Genomic DNA, 16,282 nt, shown 5'->3' on the forward strand with positions numbered 1-16,282 from the left:
TTAATAGCCGGAATCCTCTGACGTGAGGTTATCCAACATCGTATAATCGTATTGCTGCAATGGCTTTTCAGCAGGTCCTTCTAGCACTTCGCCTGTATATGAAAATCTCGATCCGTGGCAAGGGCAGTCCCATGATTTTTCACCATTATTCCAATGTACTTCACAGCCTACATGGGTACATGTTGTATCTACAACGTAAAGCTTACCATTTTCGTCTTTATAGGCGCCTTTTCGATGTCCATCAATCGAAATGACCGCACCTTCTCCATTTGGTATATCAGCCACATTTTTTTGTGGAATTTCCATTTTTCCTTGGATTAAGTGCTTGACGACTTTCGCATTGTTGACAAAGAAATTTTTCAACGAAGGATGCGCATAGAAACGAGCTGGTGAGTACAAGTCGCGATACGGATTATTCCGCTTTAAAATGATATCCCTAAATAACAGCGCAGCAGCTGTACTATTTGTCATGCCCCATTTACGGAATCCGGTTGCCACCAAAATATTCGGTTCACCCGTTGTGAGTTCCCCGATATAAGGGATTTTGTCCAAGGTTTGAAGATCTTGTGCGGACCAGCGGTATTGAATATCTTCTACATTAAATACTTTCTCTCCAAACGTTCCTAATGAATTGTATTCTTCCTTCGTTTCAGTTCTTTCCCCAGTCTGATGGTTACCCCCTGCAATTAAAATATAATCTTCACCATTTTTCGATGCCGATCTTAGCGAACGAGTAGGTTGATCAGCGCTGAGGTACATTCCACCTGGATAGTTTTCCTTTGCTTTCACAGCAACTATGTACGAACGTGAAGCCTTCAACCTCGTTGAATAAAATCCGGTACCCTCATAAAATGGAAAATGAGAACAAGCAAGGACAAAACCACCAGTAACCCGATTGCCATCACGTGTCAGAACAGTAGGCTTTTCTCCTGTTTCTACATTGACCGCAACTGTATCTTCAAATATCTGTCCACCTTTTTCTGTAATAATCTTAATCAGATGTGATAAATATTTTACAGGGTGAAATTGTGCCTGATTTTTCATGACAATTGCATTTTTGATGTCAATTTTAAAAGGAATACTGTCAACGATCCCCCCATCAATTCCGATTTTTTTATACGCTTCAGCTTCTTTTTCAATCTTTTGGGCATACTCATCTGTCGTTGAGTAAACATACGCATCCTGTTCTTTAAAATCACAATCAATCTGATGTTCTTCTACTGTTTGTTGAATGAATTTTTTTGCATCGGTGTTTGCTTCATAGTAAAGCCTAGCTGTGGTTTTTCCGAAATTTGTGATGAATTCATCATAGATGAGGTCATGCTGTGCCGTAACCTTCGCAGTCGTGTGCCCTGTTGTACCATTGAGAAGACGATCTGCCTCCAATACAGCAACCTTCAGTCCTTCATTTACTAAAACATAGGCTGAAGTTAGCCCCGCAATTCCTCCACCTACAATCACTACATCAACCTCAAGGTCCTCCTTAAGTGGAGGAAATTGCGGAATGTCAACATCGACTCTCCATAATGGCTCAGGTGTTTTAGGAAGTTTTTCGTTGTTTGCCACATTAAACCCTCATTTCCTAAATAAGTAATTTTGCCATTAGGTTTTCCAGTAATTTGGGTATCATACATGGAGGGTGAGGGAAATGATGAGTGTATCTTAGAAATAATTGGGAGATTTACTTTTGTGGCTTTGGAATGAAGTAATCTTTCCTTAGATTCGTTCGGGACTACATAGGATTAACCAACTCCAGAATGTATTTCAAAATAAAAGGCAAAACTAACTTGAATCGAAAAAGGGGGTTATTCAATGGCTACAAGCTTTTATCCGAAAGAAAACATAAAACATTTTGCAAAAATTAAGGACCTTGCACCAGAACAGTTACAAGCCTATAATGCGTTTGGTAAAGCGGCTATGCAAGATGGAGTCTTATCTAGGAAGGAAAAGGAAATAATTGCGGTTGCGATTGCACATGTGACAGAGTGTCCTTATTGTATTGATGCACATACAAAAGGTGCGAAAAAAGCGGGTGCATCATTGGAAGAGTTAACAGAGGCCGTTTTTGTTGTCGCTGCGGTTGAAGCTGGAGGAGCGGTAACCCATAGCACACATGTACGTAATGCCAAAAATCAAGAAGCTTCCGATACACTTTATACTCGCTCTAATTTAAAACATCTTGGCCAATTAGGAAAGTTTGCGCCAGATGGTTTCAAAGCTTATGCCGCTTTTAGTGCCACAGCAACAAAAGAAGGAATATTAAACAGTAAGTTTAAAGAAATTATTGCCGTTGCTGTCGCAAACGCAACTCAATGTCCATACTGCATTGATGTTCATTCAAAGAATGCCGTAAAGCTTGGGGCGACGAGTGAGGAGCTTGCAGAAGCCATTTTGGTAACTGCAGCACTCCGAGCAGGCGGTGCTTATGCCCATCTAGCGAATCTCATTCAAAGCTACGAAGAATAAAATGACCTTCTTCCCCAGAATACTCTGGGGCATTTTTGCCCGGATTGTTTCTTTCACGCTAAAAAGCACCCATCCAACTGGACAGGTGCTATCGTTCATTTAGTATTTACAGAATGTACTCCATCACAAAATACACAACTAAACATAGGAGTGATCCTGTTAAAAACGGACTAATTTTTAGCATCGCTTTTTCATGTTTTGGTTTATAGCTTCCTAGAAATGAATTAAAAACGGCAACCTCTGAGTTTTTTGTGAAAATATCGCCCGAGGAGCCTGTTAGAAAGGCAACTAGAATAAAGAAACAAGAGCCGAAAAACATGGTAGTTAACAGATTTGCATCTAAATAAAGGGAAATCCCAAATAGGATTGCGACCTCTATGGCAGTAATAAGGAGCGCAAATGTCATGTGTCGTACCATTGTTCATCCCCCCTTCCCCAAACTGCTGATACCATTACATACGAATGAGCGCGAGAAAAGTTTCGGAATGTTTTGTATATCATATTCAACTATTTCAATATTTAGTCCTTACATGAAATATGCCTGACTAGACTAAATTTATTCACCTCTATTGCAATGTATGCAGTTGCCACGACGACGATAATAGTAGGAAATTGTAGCAAGCCCCAGAGCAACTCCCCAAGGAACCCATGTCAACATCGGCCCAATTGTCCCTCCAATTTCACTTAATACAATCCCCTCAGCTGGAACAAATCCAAACTTTAAGGCGAAAAAGCCAATGGTAAAAATAAAACCAGCTGTTGTCAAAGCGATTGCGATTATAGATGCAGGAATAACAGCCATCATAATTGGTACTCTCTTGCCCCGAATGAACGGAACCCATCGTGGAATTTCTTCTCCCCACTTCTGGATTAATCCAATTGTTAAAAGTCCTCCTCCTATACACAACCCTCCAAAGACCCATTCAGTCAAAGTTGCCGCAGGATTCACTTTTACACTTTCTTCTAAGAATTGCCCCCCAACACCAAGAGGGATTCCTAATGCCCAAGCAATTCTGGTAACAGCATATGGCAGTGGAGCAAGTGCAGCTATGATTGTTATCCAATTTGCCCACCTAATTAACACAAATGGCTGACCATTTTCTTTTCTCCCGCAATACCTGCAAGCATTTCGTACTTTACGTTGATAAGAAACAGCTGCAAAAATCCACAATAGTGCACCAATAATGCAAAAAACTTGATTTAACATCTGCCAGCTAAATGCAAACTTAAACAAAAAAGCATAAGCTATGGCAGCAATCAATCGAGAGTCAGGTATAAAAAGGAGTAAGAAAACAGCAAACACCCACGAAAAAAGAATGATAAATGAGTGATTGACCATTTTTCCCCATGGACGATTCATAGCTAAACCAAGAAATAATCCGAGAAAACAAAGAACACAAAAGACTAAACTACCTGCTTGAACTGGCAGATAAGTAAATAATGCTGAAAAGATTCCCGTTCCTGGTTCCTGATGAAAGGGATAGCCTTCCCCACCGAGTAACCAGTAAAAATGCATCAATCCATAAAGTAATGACCAAAAAGTTGCTGCATACCCTATCCAGGAATACCATTTTATCAGCTGTTTTTCTCGATTACTTTCTACCTTTTGAGTACTAAACTCCATTTGAACACAGTCCTTTCTATTTGTAGCTAATAAAAAGGATATACTTCAAAGGTGTTCATTAAGATGACTTCAAGTTTAAGAATTGTTTAAATTTGCATACCTAAGTAGATGCTGGTTCCCTCTGAAGAAGTAGATATTTCCCAATCTAAATTCATTTCCTTAACCATGAGTGAAACGATCGATAGTCCAATTCCAGCCCCTTTATCTTCGGATTCTTGTTCTAATCCGTAACCCTTATCCTTAATAACAATAAAGGTTGCCCCATTCTGTTCCACGATTTGAATTCCAATATATCGCCCTGATTGAGCATGTCGAGTGACATTTTGAATTAAGTTATCTAAGATACTTTTAAACCAAATTGGGTCTACCTTCCATATCAGCGATTTTTCCGGTAAATCAATATCGATTTCAAAGCTTAGCTGTTCGAATATGGGATACCATTCCGCTATAACTTTCCTTACTTCATCCACTATATCCGTATCACGTATTTCGATGGGATGTTTACCAGCTGAAAGCAGATTATAAGAAAGAAGATTGTTAATCATTTTGTCCATATCATTTAGCTTGTTTTCAACAATTTGAAGTGATTCTATTTCTGCTGCTGATGATGCCTGATACTTCTTTACGGAATATACGTGTTGCCTCATGACTGTTAAAGGTGTTCGTAAATCATGAGATATATTAGCAATCAGCTGTTTTCTAAGATTCTCTTCCTCTTTCTCCCTCTCTCGACTGCTCTGCAACTGATTTATCATCTCGTTAAAAGCACCTTCCAGCCTACCAATCTCGTCGTCTCTACTAATTACGACTTCATCAGGAATACCTTCATCTCCTGTTTTAGACATCGCCATTTGAAGACTAACAAGCCGTTTGCGAATATTAAAGAAGAAAAACCAAGAGATTACTAGAAAAGCTCCACAAATGGAAATAAAAAATAGTAAGAATAGAAAGTCTTCATAAAGGGAAATACTGCCGAGGTTTGTGTCAGTAATCGGAACTTGTAAGACCATAACCCCTTGACTTGGATCATTTCCAATTAATGCCGTAATCGTATAGACTTTTTGAGTCTCCTTATTCTGTAAAAAAGTATCCACATGAAATTTGCTTTCTTCCATAAAAACAAGGGAATCGATAAATGTCCAATTTTTAGGAATATCAGGAGACCGATTTCCGATGAAACTCGATTCGCCTTGTCCATTTATCCAAAACACATCTGCCTTAGGATACTTATTTTTTATAGACTCTAGACGGTGATGAATAACCTCCACTTCTTGTCCATCTAGATCAGCTGCCTCTCGTTTCCATAACTCCTCAATTTCCTCTGAATCGTACAATTCTTTATTAAACAGTAGGGGAGAATAATAAATAGCTGGAATAAGAGGAAAAAGAATTAAAGCAAGTAGAATTAGAAACAAATATCTAGTCATTAAAGATTGAAGGAAATTCATGATTTCATCCTATACCCAATCCCTCGGATTGTTTCGATGATTTGAGGGTTGCTCGAGTCTACTTCTATTTTTTCACGCAAGTGGCGAATGTGGACCATTAATGTTTTATCCCCTTCAATATATGGATCTCCCCACACCGCTTCATAGATTTGTTTTTTGGTCAATATTTGATTTAAGTGGTCTACTAAATACATAAATATATGAAATTGTTTTCCAGTCAACACGATGTCTTCATTCGTTTTTGTATTTAAAATACGGTTTGCCTTCTGATCAATTCGCAAGTGCATAACTTGGATAATCTCTGGTGACACAATTCCAAACCGCCTTACTAATACTTGAATTCGTGCAGCTAGCTCATCAGGATGGTACGGCTTTGTCATATAATCATCGGCGAAAGTAAGTCCCTGTAACTTATCTTCCATTGACGTTCTTGCTGATAGCATCATGACGGGCGTATGCGGGTACTTCTGCTTCAAACGCTGACCGATTGTATATCCATCTAAACCCGGCAGCATAATATCTAAAATGACAAGATCAACCCGCTCCATATGCTTCATTGCCTCATGACCTGATGTAATCCAAATGACTTCATATCCAAAATCTGTTAAAAACTTACTTACCCATGAGCCAATTTCTTGATCATCTTCTATATGCAAAATCGTTAGCTTCATAAACTTGGTCCCTCCCCTCATTCATAAAACAGGAAAATTCCACCTAATTTTACCATGCTACCCGTATAATTTATCTAATTATTTTAAGTTGATTGACATTTAAATACTAAGTTTATCGACATAGTCAAAAATGATAGCCCATGAGAAAAATGCTGTTAAAAGAAAAACTATGATTATAAAAAGGATAGTCCCATTTCTAAAAAAGGATTCTCGAACACCAGAAGCTAGTGCATAATGAGCTGCAGTTAAGACAGCCATCATACCCATTAGGCAAAAAAATGGTTCGTAGACTAATAAGTCCCATAAAGCTAGATTCCGAACTTCTACTTCTACAAACCCAGAGAAATCGATTGTAATGAAACCTGCCAACAGAAGCGCTTTTGTGATTATACCACTTACACCATGAGCAATTAAAAAAGCCGTGCTCAAAAGAGTCGGAGTCAATAAAAGAAGTGGAGGAACTTTTCTTCCTCCAATTAACGGTACCGTTTTCGGAACAATCCTGCTCCATGGCTTTATAAGCGCAATCAAAGTGAATCCACAAAACATAATAATAATACCTGCCATGTAACTTCCCATGTAAAATACTGCAGGATCTTTTATTTTCCCCGGCATACCGATTGTGCCACCAGCAGCGTGATAAAACCGGATGAATACCGCATATAGTAAAGCGTTTATACAGCCAATGTATGCTGGCCATACAGAAGATTTTGAAAAGCCTACAAACCGTCCAAAGTAACTCACTCTTGCAGATAATGATATTTTACTGATATTCACTTCTTTCATAGTTGTTGACCCCACCATTTCCAATATATTTTGGTTGGGTTTCGCTTTCTCATTAAACCCAAATACCTCACATTCATCTTAACGATCAAAAGTTAAATGAAAGTGAGGTCATGTTTAAATTCTGTTTAAATTTGTTTGTTGGATACACGCGAAAAAACTATGCCCATAAAAGGTTCTTTTTCCACTCGTCCCCTTCTAACCGATACTTTACTCTCGTATGCTTCCGCTCTTTATCTGCTTGCCAAAACTCCACTTCAATTGGATTGACTCGATACAAAGTCCAATAAGGATAGATTCGATTTGGATTTTCCTGCATCTTTTTCATTTCATGATGTAATGCGTCTTCAAACTCACGCTGCTCATGTAGGATTGAACTTTGTTTTCCAAGTAAAGCAATTGCCCGTGCAAGACTACCACGTTTTAAAAAATCCTTGGCACTTAAATCCTTATTCATTTCAACAACTTGGCCCCGTATTCTAACTTGTCTTCCTATCAACGACCAATAAAAAGTTAAAGCTACATTTGGGTTCACCTTCATTTGTTTCCCTTTTTCACTTTGAGAGCTTGATGCAAAATACCAGCCAAGCTGATCAACATCTTTAACAATAAGGACACGCGCATCAGGAAAACCATGATCGTCGGTTGTAGAAAGTGTCATTGCATGAGGTTCGTGTTCCCCTTTCTCTACTGCTTCTTTAAACCATTGTAAGAAAAGTTCATAAGGATAGTCAGGTGTGTTATTCACACTAAAGGCTGGAAAAGGTCCAGCCAGTGTTTTACTCTGTCTAATTATTTTTCTTATGTCTTCCATATAAAATCCTCCAATCTTCACAAAGTCCATCTCCCATAAGATACCATTCTTTTCATTAGAGGGTGACAAACGTTACAGTTTACAATGCATATTAATATTCAACCTTTTCACTATTTAGTCTGCATAAGAATATCTGCCAATTAATAGAATTTCAAAACAATGAAAGCGTTTTATTACATAAGAGAAAATTAATGATATAATGAGGTGGTGTTAAGAAACCATCTTGTAAGAAAAACATAAATTACTAGTATGCATATGTATAAAGGGAGAGAACATCATGGCTCAATTTCGTATTGAAAAAGATTTTCTTGGAGAAAAAGAGGTTCCGGTTGATGCCTATTATGGCATTCAAACCATTCGGGCAGTTGAAAATTTCCCGCTTACCGGTTACCGGATACATGAGGATTTAATTGTTGCTTTAGCTATCGTTAAGAAGGCAGCGGCATTGGCTAACATGGACGTTAAGCATTTATATGAAGGCCTTGGCAATCCGATTGTACAAGCCGCAGACGAAATAATTGCTGGAAAACTGCATGACCAATTTATCGTAGATCCAATTCAGGGTGGTGCAGGTACTTCCATTAATATGAACGCAAATGAAGTCATTGCTAATCGAGCACTCGAGATCCTTGGGCATGATAAAGGAAAATATTACGAATTAAGCCCAAACAGCCATGTGAATATGTCTCAATCTACAAATGATGCTTTTCCAACAGCACTTCATATTGCCACACTTAACTTAGTTGAGAAATTACTGAAAACCATGGAGCATATGAGAGATGTTTTTCAAGAAAAAGCAAAAGAATTTGACCCTATCATCAAAATGGGTAGAACACACCTTCAGGATGCCGTGCCAATTCGCCTTGGACAAGAGTTCGCTGCATATGCTAGAGTTGTACAACGTGATATAAAGCGCATCGAACAATCTCGCCAGCATTTATATGAGGTGAATATGGGGGCAACTGCGGTTGGAACTGGGCTAAATGCATCACCGCGATATATTGAAAATGTCGTTAAACATTTGGCGGAAATTAGCGGGCTTCCTTTAGTAGGTGCCGAACATTTAGTCGATGCCACTCAAAATATCGATGCCTATGCGGAAGTCTCTGCAGCATTAAAAATCAGTATGATGAATATGTCAAAAATCGCAAATGACTTGCGGTTAATGGCATCAGGCCCCCGTGCTGGACTCGGTGAAATCATCCTGCCAGCAAGACAACCAGGGTCCTCTATCATGCCGGGAAAAGTCAACCCTGTTATGCCTGAAATGATTAACCAGGTTGCATTCCAAGTGATTGGAAATGATCACACCATCTGCTTAGCTACAGAAGCTGGACAATTAGAGTTGAATGTAATGGAACCAGTGCTAGCGTTCAATTTAATCCAATCACTTAGCATAATGAATAACGCATTTCATGTATTTACGGAATACTGTCTGACTGGAATCAAAGCAAATGAGGAACGTATGAAGGAGTATGTAGAAAAAAGCGTTGGACTGATTACCGCGGTAAATCCACACATCGGCTACGAGGTCGCAGCACGAATTGCAAGAGAAGCCATTTTGAATGGCAAACAAGTCCGTGAACTTTGCTTGCAATACGATGTGTTAACCGAAGAAGAATTAGATCTAATTTTGAATCCTTATGAAATGACAGAACCAGGCATTTCTGGAGTGTCATTATTAGAGAGAAATTAAAAATAGTACTGGTCCCCCGATTGGGCACTGATAGCTGTTATAAATAAAAAAGGTATCATCTCTCACCAATTTTGAGAAATGATACCCTTTCTTTATTGTGAACTCATCACAGATGAAGAGGCAAGCGATAAAGCTATCCGCTTGAATTCCCCTTCATCTTTTTCATTTTTACTTCCCAGCGTGGTCTGGTTTACCCGTTTCTTCCGCATGGTCTGGTTTACCTGGCTTTTTCGCATGATCAGGTGCTTTCCCTTGATTGTAGGAAAGGCCAAACCCAAACCAGTACTCATCCCCCGCTTTGTTTTTATACACATAGGAAGGATCTTCTTCATATCCAGGAATGTCTCCATTTTCATTCGCTACTGCCTCTTCATCGGCAGGGATGGTGAATGGAAGTTTTCCAGTTGGATTAAATTTACCGCGAATTACATCAACCAATGCTTCCGCTTTTACTCCAAACGTGCTAATGACTGCTGCTGCATTCGGTTCAATTTCATCAATTAACCATGGATTTGTCATATTAATCGCAGTAATTGTTGGTACAGTTTTTTGAATATCAACAATGCGGTCCACATCTGCAATTCCTGTTTCAGGTCCTAATGTAATTGTAGGATTTGCTGTTGTATTGTTTGGATGGACCCAAACTAATGCATGTGTTGCATCTTCTAGATTATCTACTACTTGAATTGATTTATCGTAGTTTGCAATCTTTTCTCTTAAAGCTGCAGTGCTACCTTCAGCATTGTTTCGTGTGAATACTTCTACATAAAGCTTAACCTTCTTAATTTGCCCGTTATTTAGTGGAAGAAGCTTATCATCATTACGTAAAAGAACGACTGATTTACGATGAGCTTCGTCTGCTAGTTTCTGAGATTCAGGATTAGACGCCACCTCAACTGCATTTTCAGGGTCCACATATGGGTCCTCAAATAAGCCAAGTTGCATCATTTCTGTTAATAAAAACTCAACCGACGCATCCACGAATTCTATTAGTTCTGGTTCATTCGTGATTGCCTCAATTATATATTGAGGATCTGCTTCACCAGAGAAAATATTCACTCCTGCTTTTAATGCATAGGCAACTCTTTCGGAACGTGTTAATTCTTCAACACCCCAAGGCATTGCTGTTGTAATCCCAGTATCCGTGTTCACATAGCCCTTGAAACCAAGCTGGTCACGTAATAGATCGCCAATAATCGCTTTATTATAAGCAAAACCTACTTCTTCAAACGGCTCGCCAGTACCTAATTGATCAGGTGCGCTATGCTCATTGCTTGGGTACGCATAGTAAGGCATGATTGATGTTGTGCCTGCTTCAATCGCAGCTTTGAACGGAGGGATATGGTACTTAAGTAAGCTACCCTCGGTTGGATATGGATTAAAGTTCCCATCTAAGTAATGTGGATCCTTCCCGTCATCACGTGCCCCGCCACCAGGGAAATGCTTCGTTGTTAAAGAAACACTACTTGAACTTAATTGATCACCTTGGAAGCCTTTGACAATTGCATAAATCATATCTGCCGCAAGCTCAGGGTGTTCACCAAATGTACCATTTGTTCTTCCCCAGATTGGATCTGTAATGATATCCGCCATATACATATAACCCTTCTGGATTCCAGACGCTCTCCATTCTTTTGCCGCAATTTGACCAAATTCCTTAACCAAATCCGCATCTCTTGTAGCCGCTAAACCAAGTTCACCCGGCCATACAGAGAACACTCCACTAGCTTCTGCAAACCCGAAAGCTAAGTTATTGTTAATATGGTTACGTGGGTTTGACGTCATCACAACCGGAATTCCAAGTCTAGAACTTTCAGCTACTTCTTGGAGTTCATTCGTCCATTGTGCTAATACATCCGCCTGTGGGTTATCACGAATGATGAAATAGCGTAAGTTTCGCTCAAGAATCCCTTTTGTCGCTGCAGATGCATCTAATACTGGTGCATCAAATTCATAATTCGGGTCACCAGGCTGTGCCCACATATTGGTCTCACTCCATGTATCTGTTTCACATAGGAGTGTACCTTCTTCTGCAGGGCATTTAACCGGTCCAAAGCCCCCGCCTTGCATGAACTGAGAGGATATGAGCATTAAGCCCGCTTTTTCTTCAACAGTCATCTGATTTAGTAAATCTTCTACTCTATCTTCTACTGGTAGTCTCCAGTCTTCATATGTATCTAGTTGGCCATTCGAATTTAAATCTTTAAATTCTTTGCCATCTACTGTTAAAATATCTTTTGCTCTCGCTTCTACTTCCTTAATGATTTCATTCTTCTTTACGTCTTCATCCCCTTTTGCACTCACGTGTGGAATAACAAGTGGAATGAAAAACAATGCAGCTAGTAAAACAATCGTAATTTTTCTCCATTTGGACGATTTCGCCACCATACTCTCCCCTTCTCCTACAAAATGATCATTACATCGTTTTTCGATTCCTATCCCCCTTTCTGTTGATGTGTAAGCCCTTTCACATTAAAGTATAAAAATAGAAACTAGCGAAATATATTAGTATACTTTAATATCAAATAGAATAGCACCATTAAAATAAAAAGCATATCCAACTTTCTGATTATTTTTATAATTCATACTTCAATACCATTTCGACAAAATCCAAGAAAAAACATCCCTTATTTCGTACCATTTCTTTAGTCACACATGACTTATAATTAGAAAAAGCCTGTCATCCCTTTTTATTGGGAAACAGGCCTCCATTTTTTAAATTGCCTTTACACTTCCACCGTCAACCAAATAGGCTTGTCCGGTCATATAGGTATTGGCATCCGATACTAAGAATGTTACAAAATTCGCGAATTCTTCAGGTGTACCATAGCGTTTTAACGGAATAGCTTCCTTGGCCATTCGTTCAATTTCTTCAATTGGCTTTCCCAGTTTCTCAGCTCTCACGTTATCCAAATGAGTCACACGATCCGTAGCAATACGTCCAGGTGCGACTGTGTTAATGAGGATATTATAGGGTGCTAATTCGTCGGCTAATGTTTTGGATAACCCGACTATTCCTAGGCGAAATGTATTAGAAAGAATCAACCCAGGAATAGGTATTTTGATAGAGGAAGAGGCAATATTGATGATTTTCCCACCATTTTTTTGCATATGTGGTAGAGCCCCTCGAATCATTCGGATATAACTTAATAAATTTAATTCAAATGCTCCCTGCCAAGCTTCATCATCTAATTGATCAAATGTCCCTGCTGGAGGGCCTCCTGCATTGTTAACAAGAATATCAATCGTGCCAAACGTGTCTGCGGTATGTTTTATGAGAGCTTCGATGTCTTCTTTCTTAGTGATGTCCGTTTGAAGATAAGAAACTTTACCCTTGTTAAATGCTGAAAGTTCTGCTTGAACAGCCTCTAATTTGTCCTCACTCCGGCTTGCCAGCATCACATTTGCGCCTTCCTTTACTAGTTGAGTGGCAATTGCTTTTCCGAGTCCTTGACTAGATGCCACAACGATGGCTGTTTTTCCAGTTAAATTTAAATCCATATGTATTTCACTCCTTTAGAATAAATCTATACCTCAATTTTAGCTCACATTTTTTGTTTTGTGTGTCGATGATTGAATAATTATGCCCTACCTTCGAATAATTGTCCCCTGCCTTTCATTCATTCTGCCCTAACTCAAGATAATTGTGCTTTACCTAAAAAAAGGCCAACTCCGATAAAAAGAGCTGACCCCTACATCTATTTTGAAACAGAAACCCCTACTTGTTTTTCAACCCTTGGTTTTCGTTCAAATAATTCTGTTCCCAATAAAACACCGATTACAATTAATATAAAACCAACTAACTGGACTAATTTAAAGGCTTCATTTAAAAACATGACTGATCCCACTAATGAAAAGAATGGTGAGAGATTAAGGAAAATGGCAGTTTCACCTGCGCCCAGCTGTGAAATCGCAAAATTATAACATAGATTTCCGATTCCAGTTGAGATAATCGCTGATGCAATGAAAACCCACCACACATAGGATGGAGCTGCACCGATTTGATGGATGGATTGACTCTCTAAGGCAAAGCTTAACATAACCAAAAAACCCGCCCCCATTAACAACGCATAACAGGTAATTGTTTTAGGGTTCAATGTGTAAGAAGCCTTACGGATAAAAATAAAGCTTAGCGCTTGCGCAATGACTGATAAAAACACGTAAAAATCACCGCTTGAAAGCTTCGTAAAAGAGCCCCCACCGAGGACCAAAATAAAGTAAATACCAATGATTCCAAAGAACACACCGCATATTTTTAAAAGTGTCAGTCTCGCTTTTAGAAAAAGGACTGCTAAAATATTCGTTACAAGCGGTATTAAAGCTAGAATGGACGCGCCATTAGTGGCACTGGTGTTGACCAAGCCGATGGATAATAGAGCCTGGTGGGCAAAGATTCCCGTTAACGCACTTAATGCGACATACCCGAACTCATGTAGATTCATTTTTTGAAGATCTTTCTTTATATACAAAAAGACAAAAATCACTAGGCCAGCGGCAAGAATGCGTAGACCGGTAATGGTAAACGGAGGAAAGTTTTGAACCAATATCTTGATGGCCACAATATTTAATCCCCATGCCATCATCACAAATAACAAAATCCCGTATAGATAATGTTTCCGCACACACACCCATCCAATCTGAAGTCCATACTTTGATACATTAATGCATTCTATTATACTTCATTTCAAGTAAAAAAAGGCTCAAAAAAAAGAAAAATCCGGTAGACCACAACATGTGTCTCCTACCGGACAAGTCCCTTTTTCAATAAATTGATTTCCGTCATAAAATTCTTCATCGCCATCTCGCGGGATAAATCATGGGCAAATGAATGGATTAAATTGCGTAACATGACCGATGTGATGATTTGCAACGCATGAAATAACTCTACCTCGTCTGAAACATTCAATTTGCTAATGTTAATCCGTGAGCATAATTTTTTGAAATTATCATTGATTTCTTGTTCACTGATCATTTTATCAAACATGCGTTCAATTTTATGGGTCATATTCAACAAAGCTGTTTTTAAAAAAGCCAGATTTTCAGCTTCTTTTAGGAACAGCTCAAAAAAGTCGATAAAGGTTTGAAATATATCACCCTCGTCCCTTTCAAGCATAAAAAGAAACGATTCCTTTTTTTCTTTTGCAAATTCACCTAATAAAAAGAAAAAGGCATCCTCTTTGTCCTCAAAATATTGATAAAAGCTGCCACGAGAGATTCCTGCAGATTTGATGATATTCGAAATGGAAGCGTCAAACAAAGGAACGTTAGAAAATTCCTTTTTGGCCGCTTCAAGTAATGTTTGTTTTTTATCCTCAGGTAAATTGAAAAAAGTTAGTTTTGGCATTTCCACCCTTCCCTTTGCGTTGCTATTTAACTAATGATAGAAAGTCATATGGAAGAAGGATTTGTTCATCATTTTTTTGATAGAGCTCTTCCGCTTTCGCTGATTCCTTTAGTTTGTTCATTTCTTGCTGAAGCTTTTCCATTTTTTTATCGAGTTGGGCTGCTGTAACAGCTGCTTCTTTCAGTTCATCCTTCATATGCTGCGGAACTTCTTTATTATATTTATAGTAAATTTTGTGCTCCAAACTCGCCCAGAAATCCATGGCGATGGTTCGAATTTGAACTTCAACACAGACATGGTCCTCGCGGTCTGACATAAAAACAGGGATTTGGACAATTAAGTGCAAGCTTCGATACCCGTTTGGCTTCGGATTTTTAATATAATCCTTACATTCAATAACCGTAACATCCTTTTGTTGTTGCAGCATTTCACTAATTTTATAAATATCTGAAATATACGAGCATGTAATCCGTATTCCTGCGATATCACGGATATTTTCTTTAATTGACTCTATTGAATAGTCATATCCTTTGCGGTCGACTTTATTTAAAATACTTTCTGGTGACTTTAATCGAGATGAAACATGCTCGATGGGATTGTAATCATGGATATACTTAAATTCCTGCTTTAAAATATTGATTTTCGTCATCATTTCTTCAAGTGCAAACTTATACGACATCATAAATCGCAGCAGTTCTACCTTCATATCCTTAAACTGATCAATTCTAATACCTACAGACATCATACGTCTCCTTTTTTACTGTGAAGTCAAATGCGCCTTGGCGTATTTGCGCCCAGATTTTTTAGGCCCACACGATGTGGGTCACAAAGACGTTGCCACAGGAAGTGGCGTTTTTAGTCTTTGAACCTATGCTCGAAAACTTTCCTTTGAAAATCGCATGTCTACGCCGGAGGCTTAACTTTATTCAAACGATGTTATACCAACAACTGAATTGTAAATTTATTTCACCTTGATACTAGCCTATATAAAAATGTTGTAGTTATTTGAATAAAGTTATCGGTTTCTTGATGATTGAAGCTTTGACACCTAACTTTTGTAGCCTCACTACAAGCTTTCGTAGTTTATGTTTGTCTAGTTCATTTTTCGATTCCACTTTTAACATGACATCGTGTCACCTCACTACTTAAATTTTAGATGACACGATGTCACAAGTCAAATAAAAGTGACACATTGTCATATTTTGTTCACACAAAAAGCCTTCCTCATTTTTGAGAAATGCATAATGGTTATAAAGCTGTACTAAATGGCTTCTTGATTCCTAATCTTGTCGTTGTGTTTGGACACTAAACCGATAGTACCTACTTGAACTGTCCGAAATAGACTTGGATTTTGACTCGCTTCCCTCATTTTTTTCAAGGGCCTGTCAAAATCAAACCTTGATGTGGATTCACTTCGCTCATTTCTTCCGGGACCT

General features: G+C 38.6%; 14 protein-coding genes. 2 read left to right on the forward strand and 12 right to left on the reverse strand.

Annotation, left to right across the window (positions count from 1 at the left end; all coding sequences use genetic code 11):
- Window positions 1-1,566: an FAD-dependent oxidoreductase gene (locus tag V7138_RS23690; RefSeq protein WP_335402320.1), complete on the reverse strand. Its 1,566-nt coding sequence runs from the start codon at window positions 1,564-1,566 to the stop codon at window positions 1-3.
- Window positions 1,567-1,812: 246 nt separating this feature from the next.
- On the opposite strand from V7138_RS23690, the gene V7138_RS23695 reads away from it, so the two are divergent.
- Window positions 1,813-2,466, forward strand: coding sequence for a carboxymuconolactone decarboxylase family protein (locus V7138_RS23695; protein ID WP_335402321.1), 654 nt, complete (start codon window positions 1,813-1,815; stop codon window positions 2,464-2,466).
- Between the two features lie 106 nt (window positions 2,467-2,572).
- On the opposite strand, the gene V7138_RS23700 is transcribed toward V7138_RS23695, so the two are convergent.
- The 6 genes from V7138_RS23700 to V7138_RS23725 form a co-directional block, all read right to left on the reverse strand.
- Window positions 2,573-2,884, reverse strand: a complete 312-nt coding sequence (locus V7138_RS23700) for a hypothetical protein (RefSeq protein ID WP_335402322.1) — start codon at window positions 2,882-2,884, stop codon at window positions 2,573-2,575.
- A gap of 138 nt (window positions 2,885-3,022) precedes the next feature.
- Window positions 3,023-4,090: a hypothetical protein gene (locus V7138_RS23705; RefSeq protein WP_335402324.1), complete on the reverse strand. Its 1,068-nt coding sequence runs from the start codon at window positions 4,088-4,090 to the stop codon at window positions 3,023-3,025.
- A gap of 86 nt (window positions 4,091-4,176) precedes the next feature.
- Window positions 4,177-5,538 carry a sensor histidine kinase gene (locus V7138_RS23710; RefSeq protein WP_335402326.1) on the reverse strand — a complete coding sequence of 454 codons (1,362 nt, stop codon included), beginning with the start codon at window positions 5,536-5,538 and terminating at the stop codon, window positions 4,177-4,179.
- Window positions 5,535-6,209 carry a response regulator transcription factor gene (locus tag V7138_RS23715; RefSeq protein WP_335402328.1) on the reverse strand — a complete coding sequence of 225 codons (675 nt, stop codon included), beginning with the start codon at window positions 6,207-6,209 and terminating at the stop codon, window positions 5,535-5,537. The genes V7138_RS23710 and V7138_RS23715 overlap by 4 nt, the downstream gene beginning before the upstream one ends.
- 99 nt (window positions 6,210-6,308) lie before the next feature.
- The gene (locus V7138_RS23720) at window positions 6,309-6,995 is read right to left on the reverse strand and encodes a DUF3995 domain-containing protein (protein WP_335402330.1); all 687 of its coding nucleotides are present in this window, start codon (window positions 6,993-6,995) and stop codon (window positions 6,309-6,311) included.
- 157 nt (window positions 6,996-7,152) lie between these two features.
- Window positions 7,153-7,806: a pyridoxine/pyridoxamine 5'-phosphate oxidase gene (locus V7138_RS23725; protein ID WP_335402331.1), complete on the reverse strand. Its 654-nt coding sequence runs from the start codon at window positions 7,804-7,806 to the stop codon at window positions 7,153-7,155.
- A 277-nt stretch (window positions 7,807-8,083) separates the two neighbouring features.
- Here V7138_RS23725 and aspA point away from each other — a divergent pair, with 277 nt between their 5' ends.
- Window positions 8,084-9,502, forward strand: coding sequence for an aspartate ammonia-lyase (aspA, locus tag V7138_RS23730; protein ID WP_335402332.1), 1,419 nt, complete (start codon window positions 8,084-8,086; stop codon window positions 9,500-9,502).
- A 168-nt stretch (window positions 9,503-9,670) separates the two neighbouring features.
- Here aspA and V7138_RS23735 read toward each other — a convergent pair whose 3' ends face one another.
- The 5 genes from V7138_RS23735 to V7138_RS23755 all read right to left on the reverse strand — a co-directional run bounded on the left by V7138_RS23735 (window position 9,671) and on the right by V7138_RS23755 (window position 15,588).
- Window positions 9,671-11,890, reverse strand: a complete 2,220-nt coding sequence (locus tag V7138_RS23735) for a glycoside hydrolase family 3 protein (RefSeq protein ID WP_335402334.1) — start codon at window positions 11,888-11,890, stop codon at window positions 9,671-9,673.
- A 327-nt stretch (window positions 11,891-12,217) separates the two neighbouring features.
- The gene (locus V7138_RS23740) at window positions 12,218-13,003 is read right to left on the reverse strand and encodes an SDR family oxidoreductase (protein ID WP_335402335.1); all 786 of its coding nucleotides are present in this window, start codon (window positions 13,001-13,003) and stop codon (window positions 12,218-12,220) included.
- A 197-nt stretch (window positions 13,004-13,200) separates the two neighbouring features.
- A complete protein-coding gene (locus V7138_RS23745) occupies window positions 13,201-14,124 on the reverse strand; it encodes a DMT family transporter (RefSeq protein WP_335402337.1) in 924 nt (307 codons plus the stop codon).
- 119 nt (window positions 14,125-14,243) lie between these two features.
- Window positions 14,244-14,846 carry a TetR/AcrR family transcriptional regulator gene (locus V7138_RS23750; protein WP_335402339.1) on the reverse strand — a complete coding sequence of 201 codons (603 nt, stop codon included), beginning with the start codon at window positions 14,844-14,846 and terminating at the stop codon, window positions 14,244-14,246.
- 22 nt (window positions 14,847-14,868) lie between these two features.
- Window positions 14,869-15,588, reverse strand: coding sequence for a GTP pyrophosphokinase (locus tag V7138_RS23755; RefSeq protein WP_335402340.1), 720 nt, complete (start codon window positions 15,586-15,588; stop codon window positions 14,869-14,871).
- Between the last annotated feature and the right edge of the window lie 694 nt (window positions 15,589-16,282).

The organism is Bacillus sp. JJ1533, from assembly GCF_036965045.1.
GTDB lineage: Bacteria > Bacillota > Bacilli > Bacillales > Bacillaceae_L > Ferdinandcohnia.

Bases quoted from the DNA above. Each gene is read 5' to 3' on its own strand.
- V7138_RS23750 (WP_335402339.1), bottom strand. From the start codon at position 14,846: ATGCCAAAACTAACTTTTTTCAATTTACCTGAGGATAAAAAACAAACA.
- V7138_RS23710 (WP_335402326.1), bottom strand. From the start codon at position 5,538: ATGAATTTCCTTCAATCTTTAATGACTAGATATTTGTTTCTAATTCTA.
- V7138_RS23755 (WP_335402340.1), bottom strand. From the start codon at position 15,588: ATGTCTGTAGGTATTAGAATTGATCAGTTTAAGGATATGAAGGTAGAA.
- aspA (WP_335402332.1), top strand. From the start codon at position 8,084: ATGGCTCAATTTCGTATTGAAAAAGATTTTCTTGGAGAAAAAGAGGTT.
- V7138_RS23720 (WP_335402330.1), bottom strand. From the start codon at position 6,995: ATGAAAGAAGTGAATATCAGTAAAATATCATTATCTGCAAGAGTGAGT.
- V7138_RS23725 (WP_335402331.1), bottom strand. From the start codon at position 7,806: ATGGAAGACATAAGAAAAATAATTAGACAGAGTAAAACACTGGCTGGA.
- V7138_RS23695 (WP_335402321.1), top strand. From the start codon at position 1,813: ATGGCTACAAGCTTTTATCCGAAAGAAAACATAAAACATTTTGCAAAA.
- V7138_RS23700 (WP_335402322.1), bottom strand. From the start codon at position 2,884: ATGGTACGACACATGACATTTGCGCTCCTTATTACTGCCATAGAGGTC.
- V7138_RS23735 (WP_335402334.1), bottom strand. From the start codon at position 11,890: ATGGTGGCGAAATCGTCCAAATGGAGAAAAATTACGATTGTTTTACTA.
- V7138_RS23705 (WP_335402324.1), bottom strand. From the start codon at position 4,090: ATGGAGTTTAGTACTCAAAAGGTAGAAAGTAATCGAGAAAAACAGCTG.
- V7138_RS23715 (WP_335402328.1), bottom strand. From the start codon at position 6,209: ATGAAGCTAACGATTTTGCATATAGAAGATGATCAAGAAATTGGCTCA.
- V7138_RS23740 (WP_335402335.1), bottom strand. From the start codon at position 13,003: ATGGATTTAAATTTAACTGGAAAAACAGCCATCGTTGTGGCATCTAGT.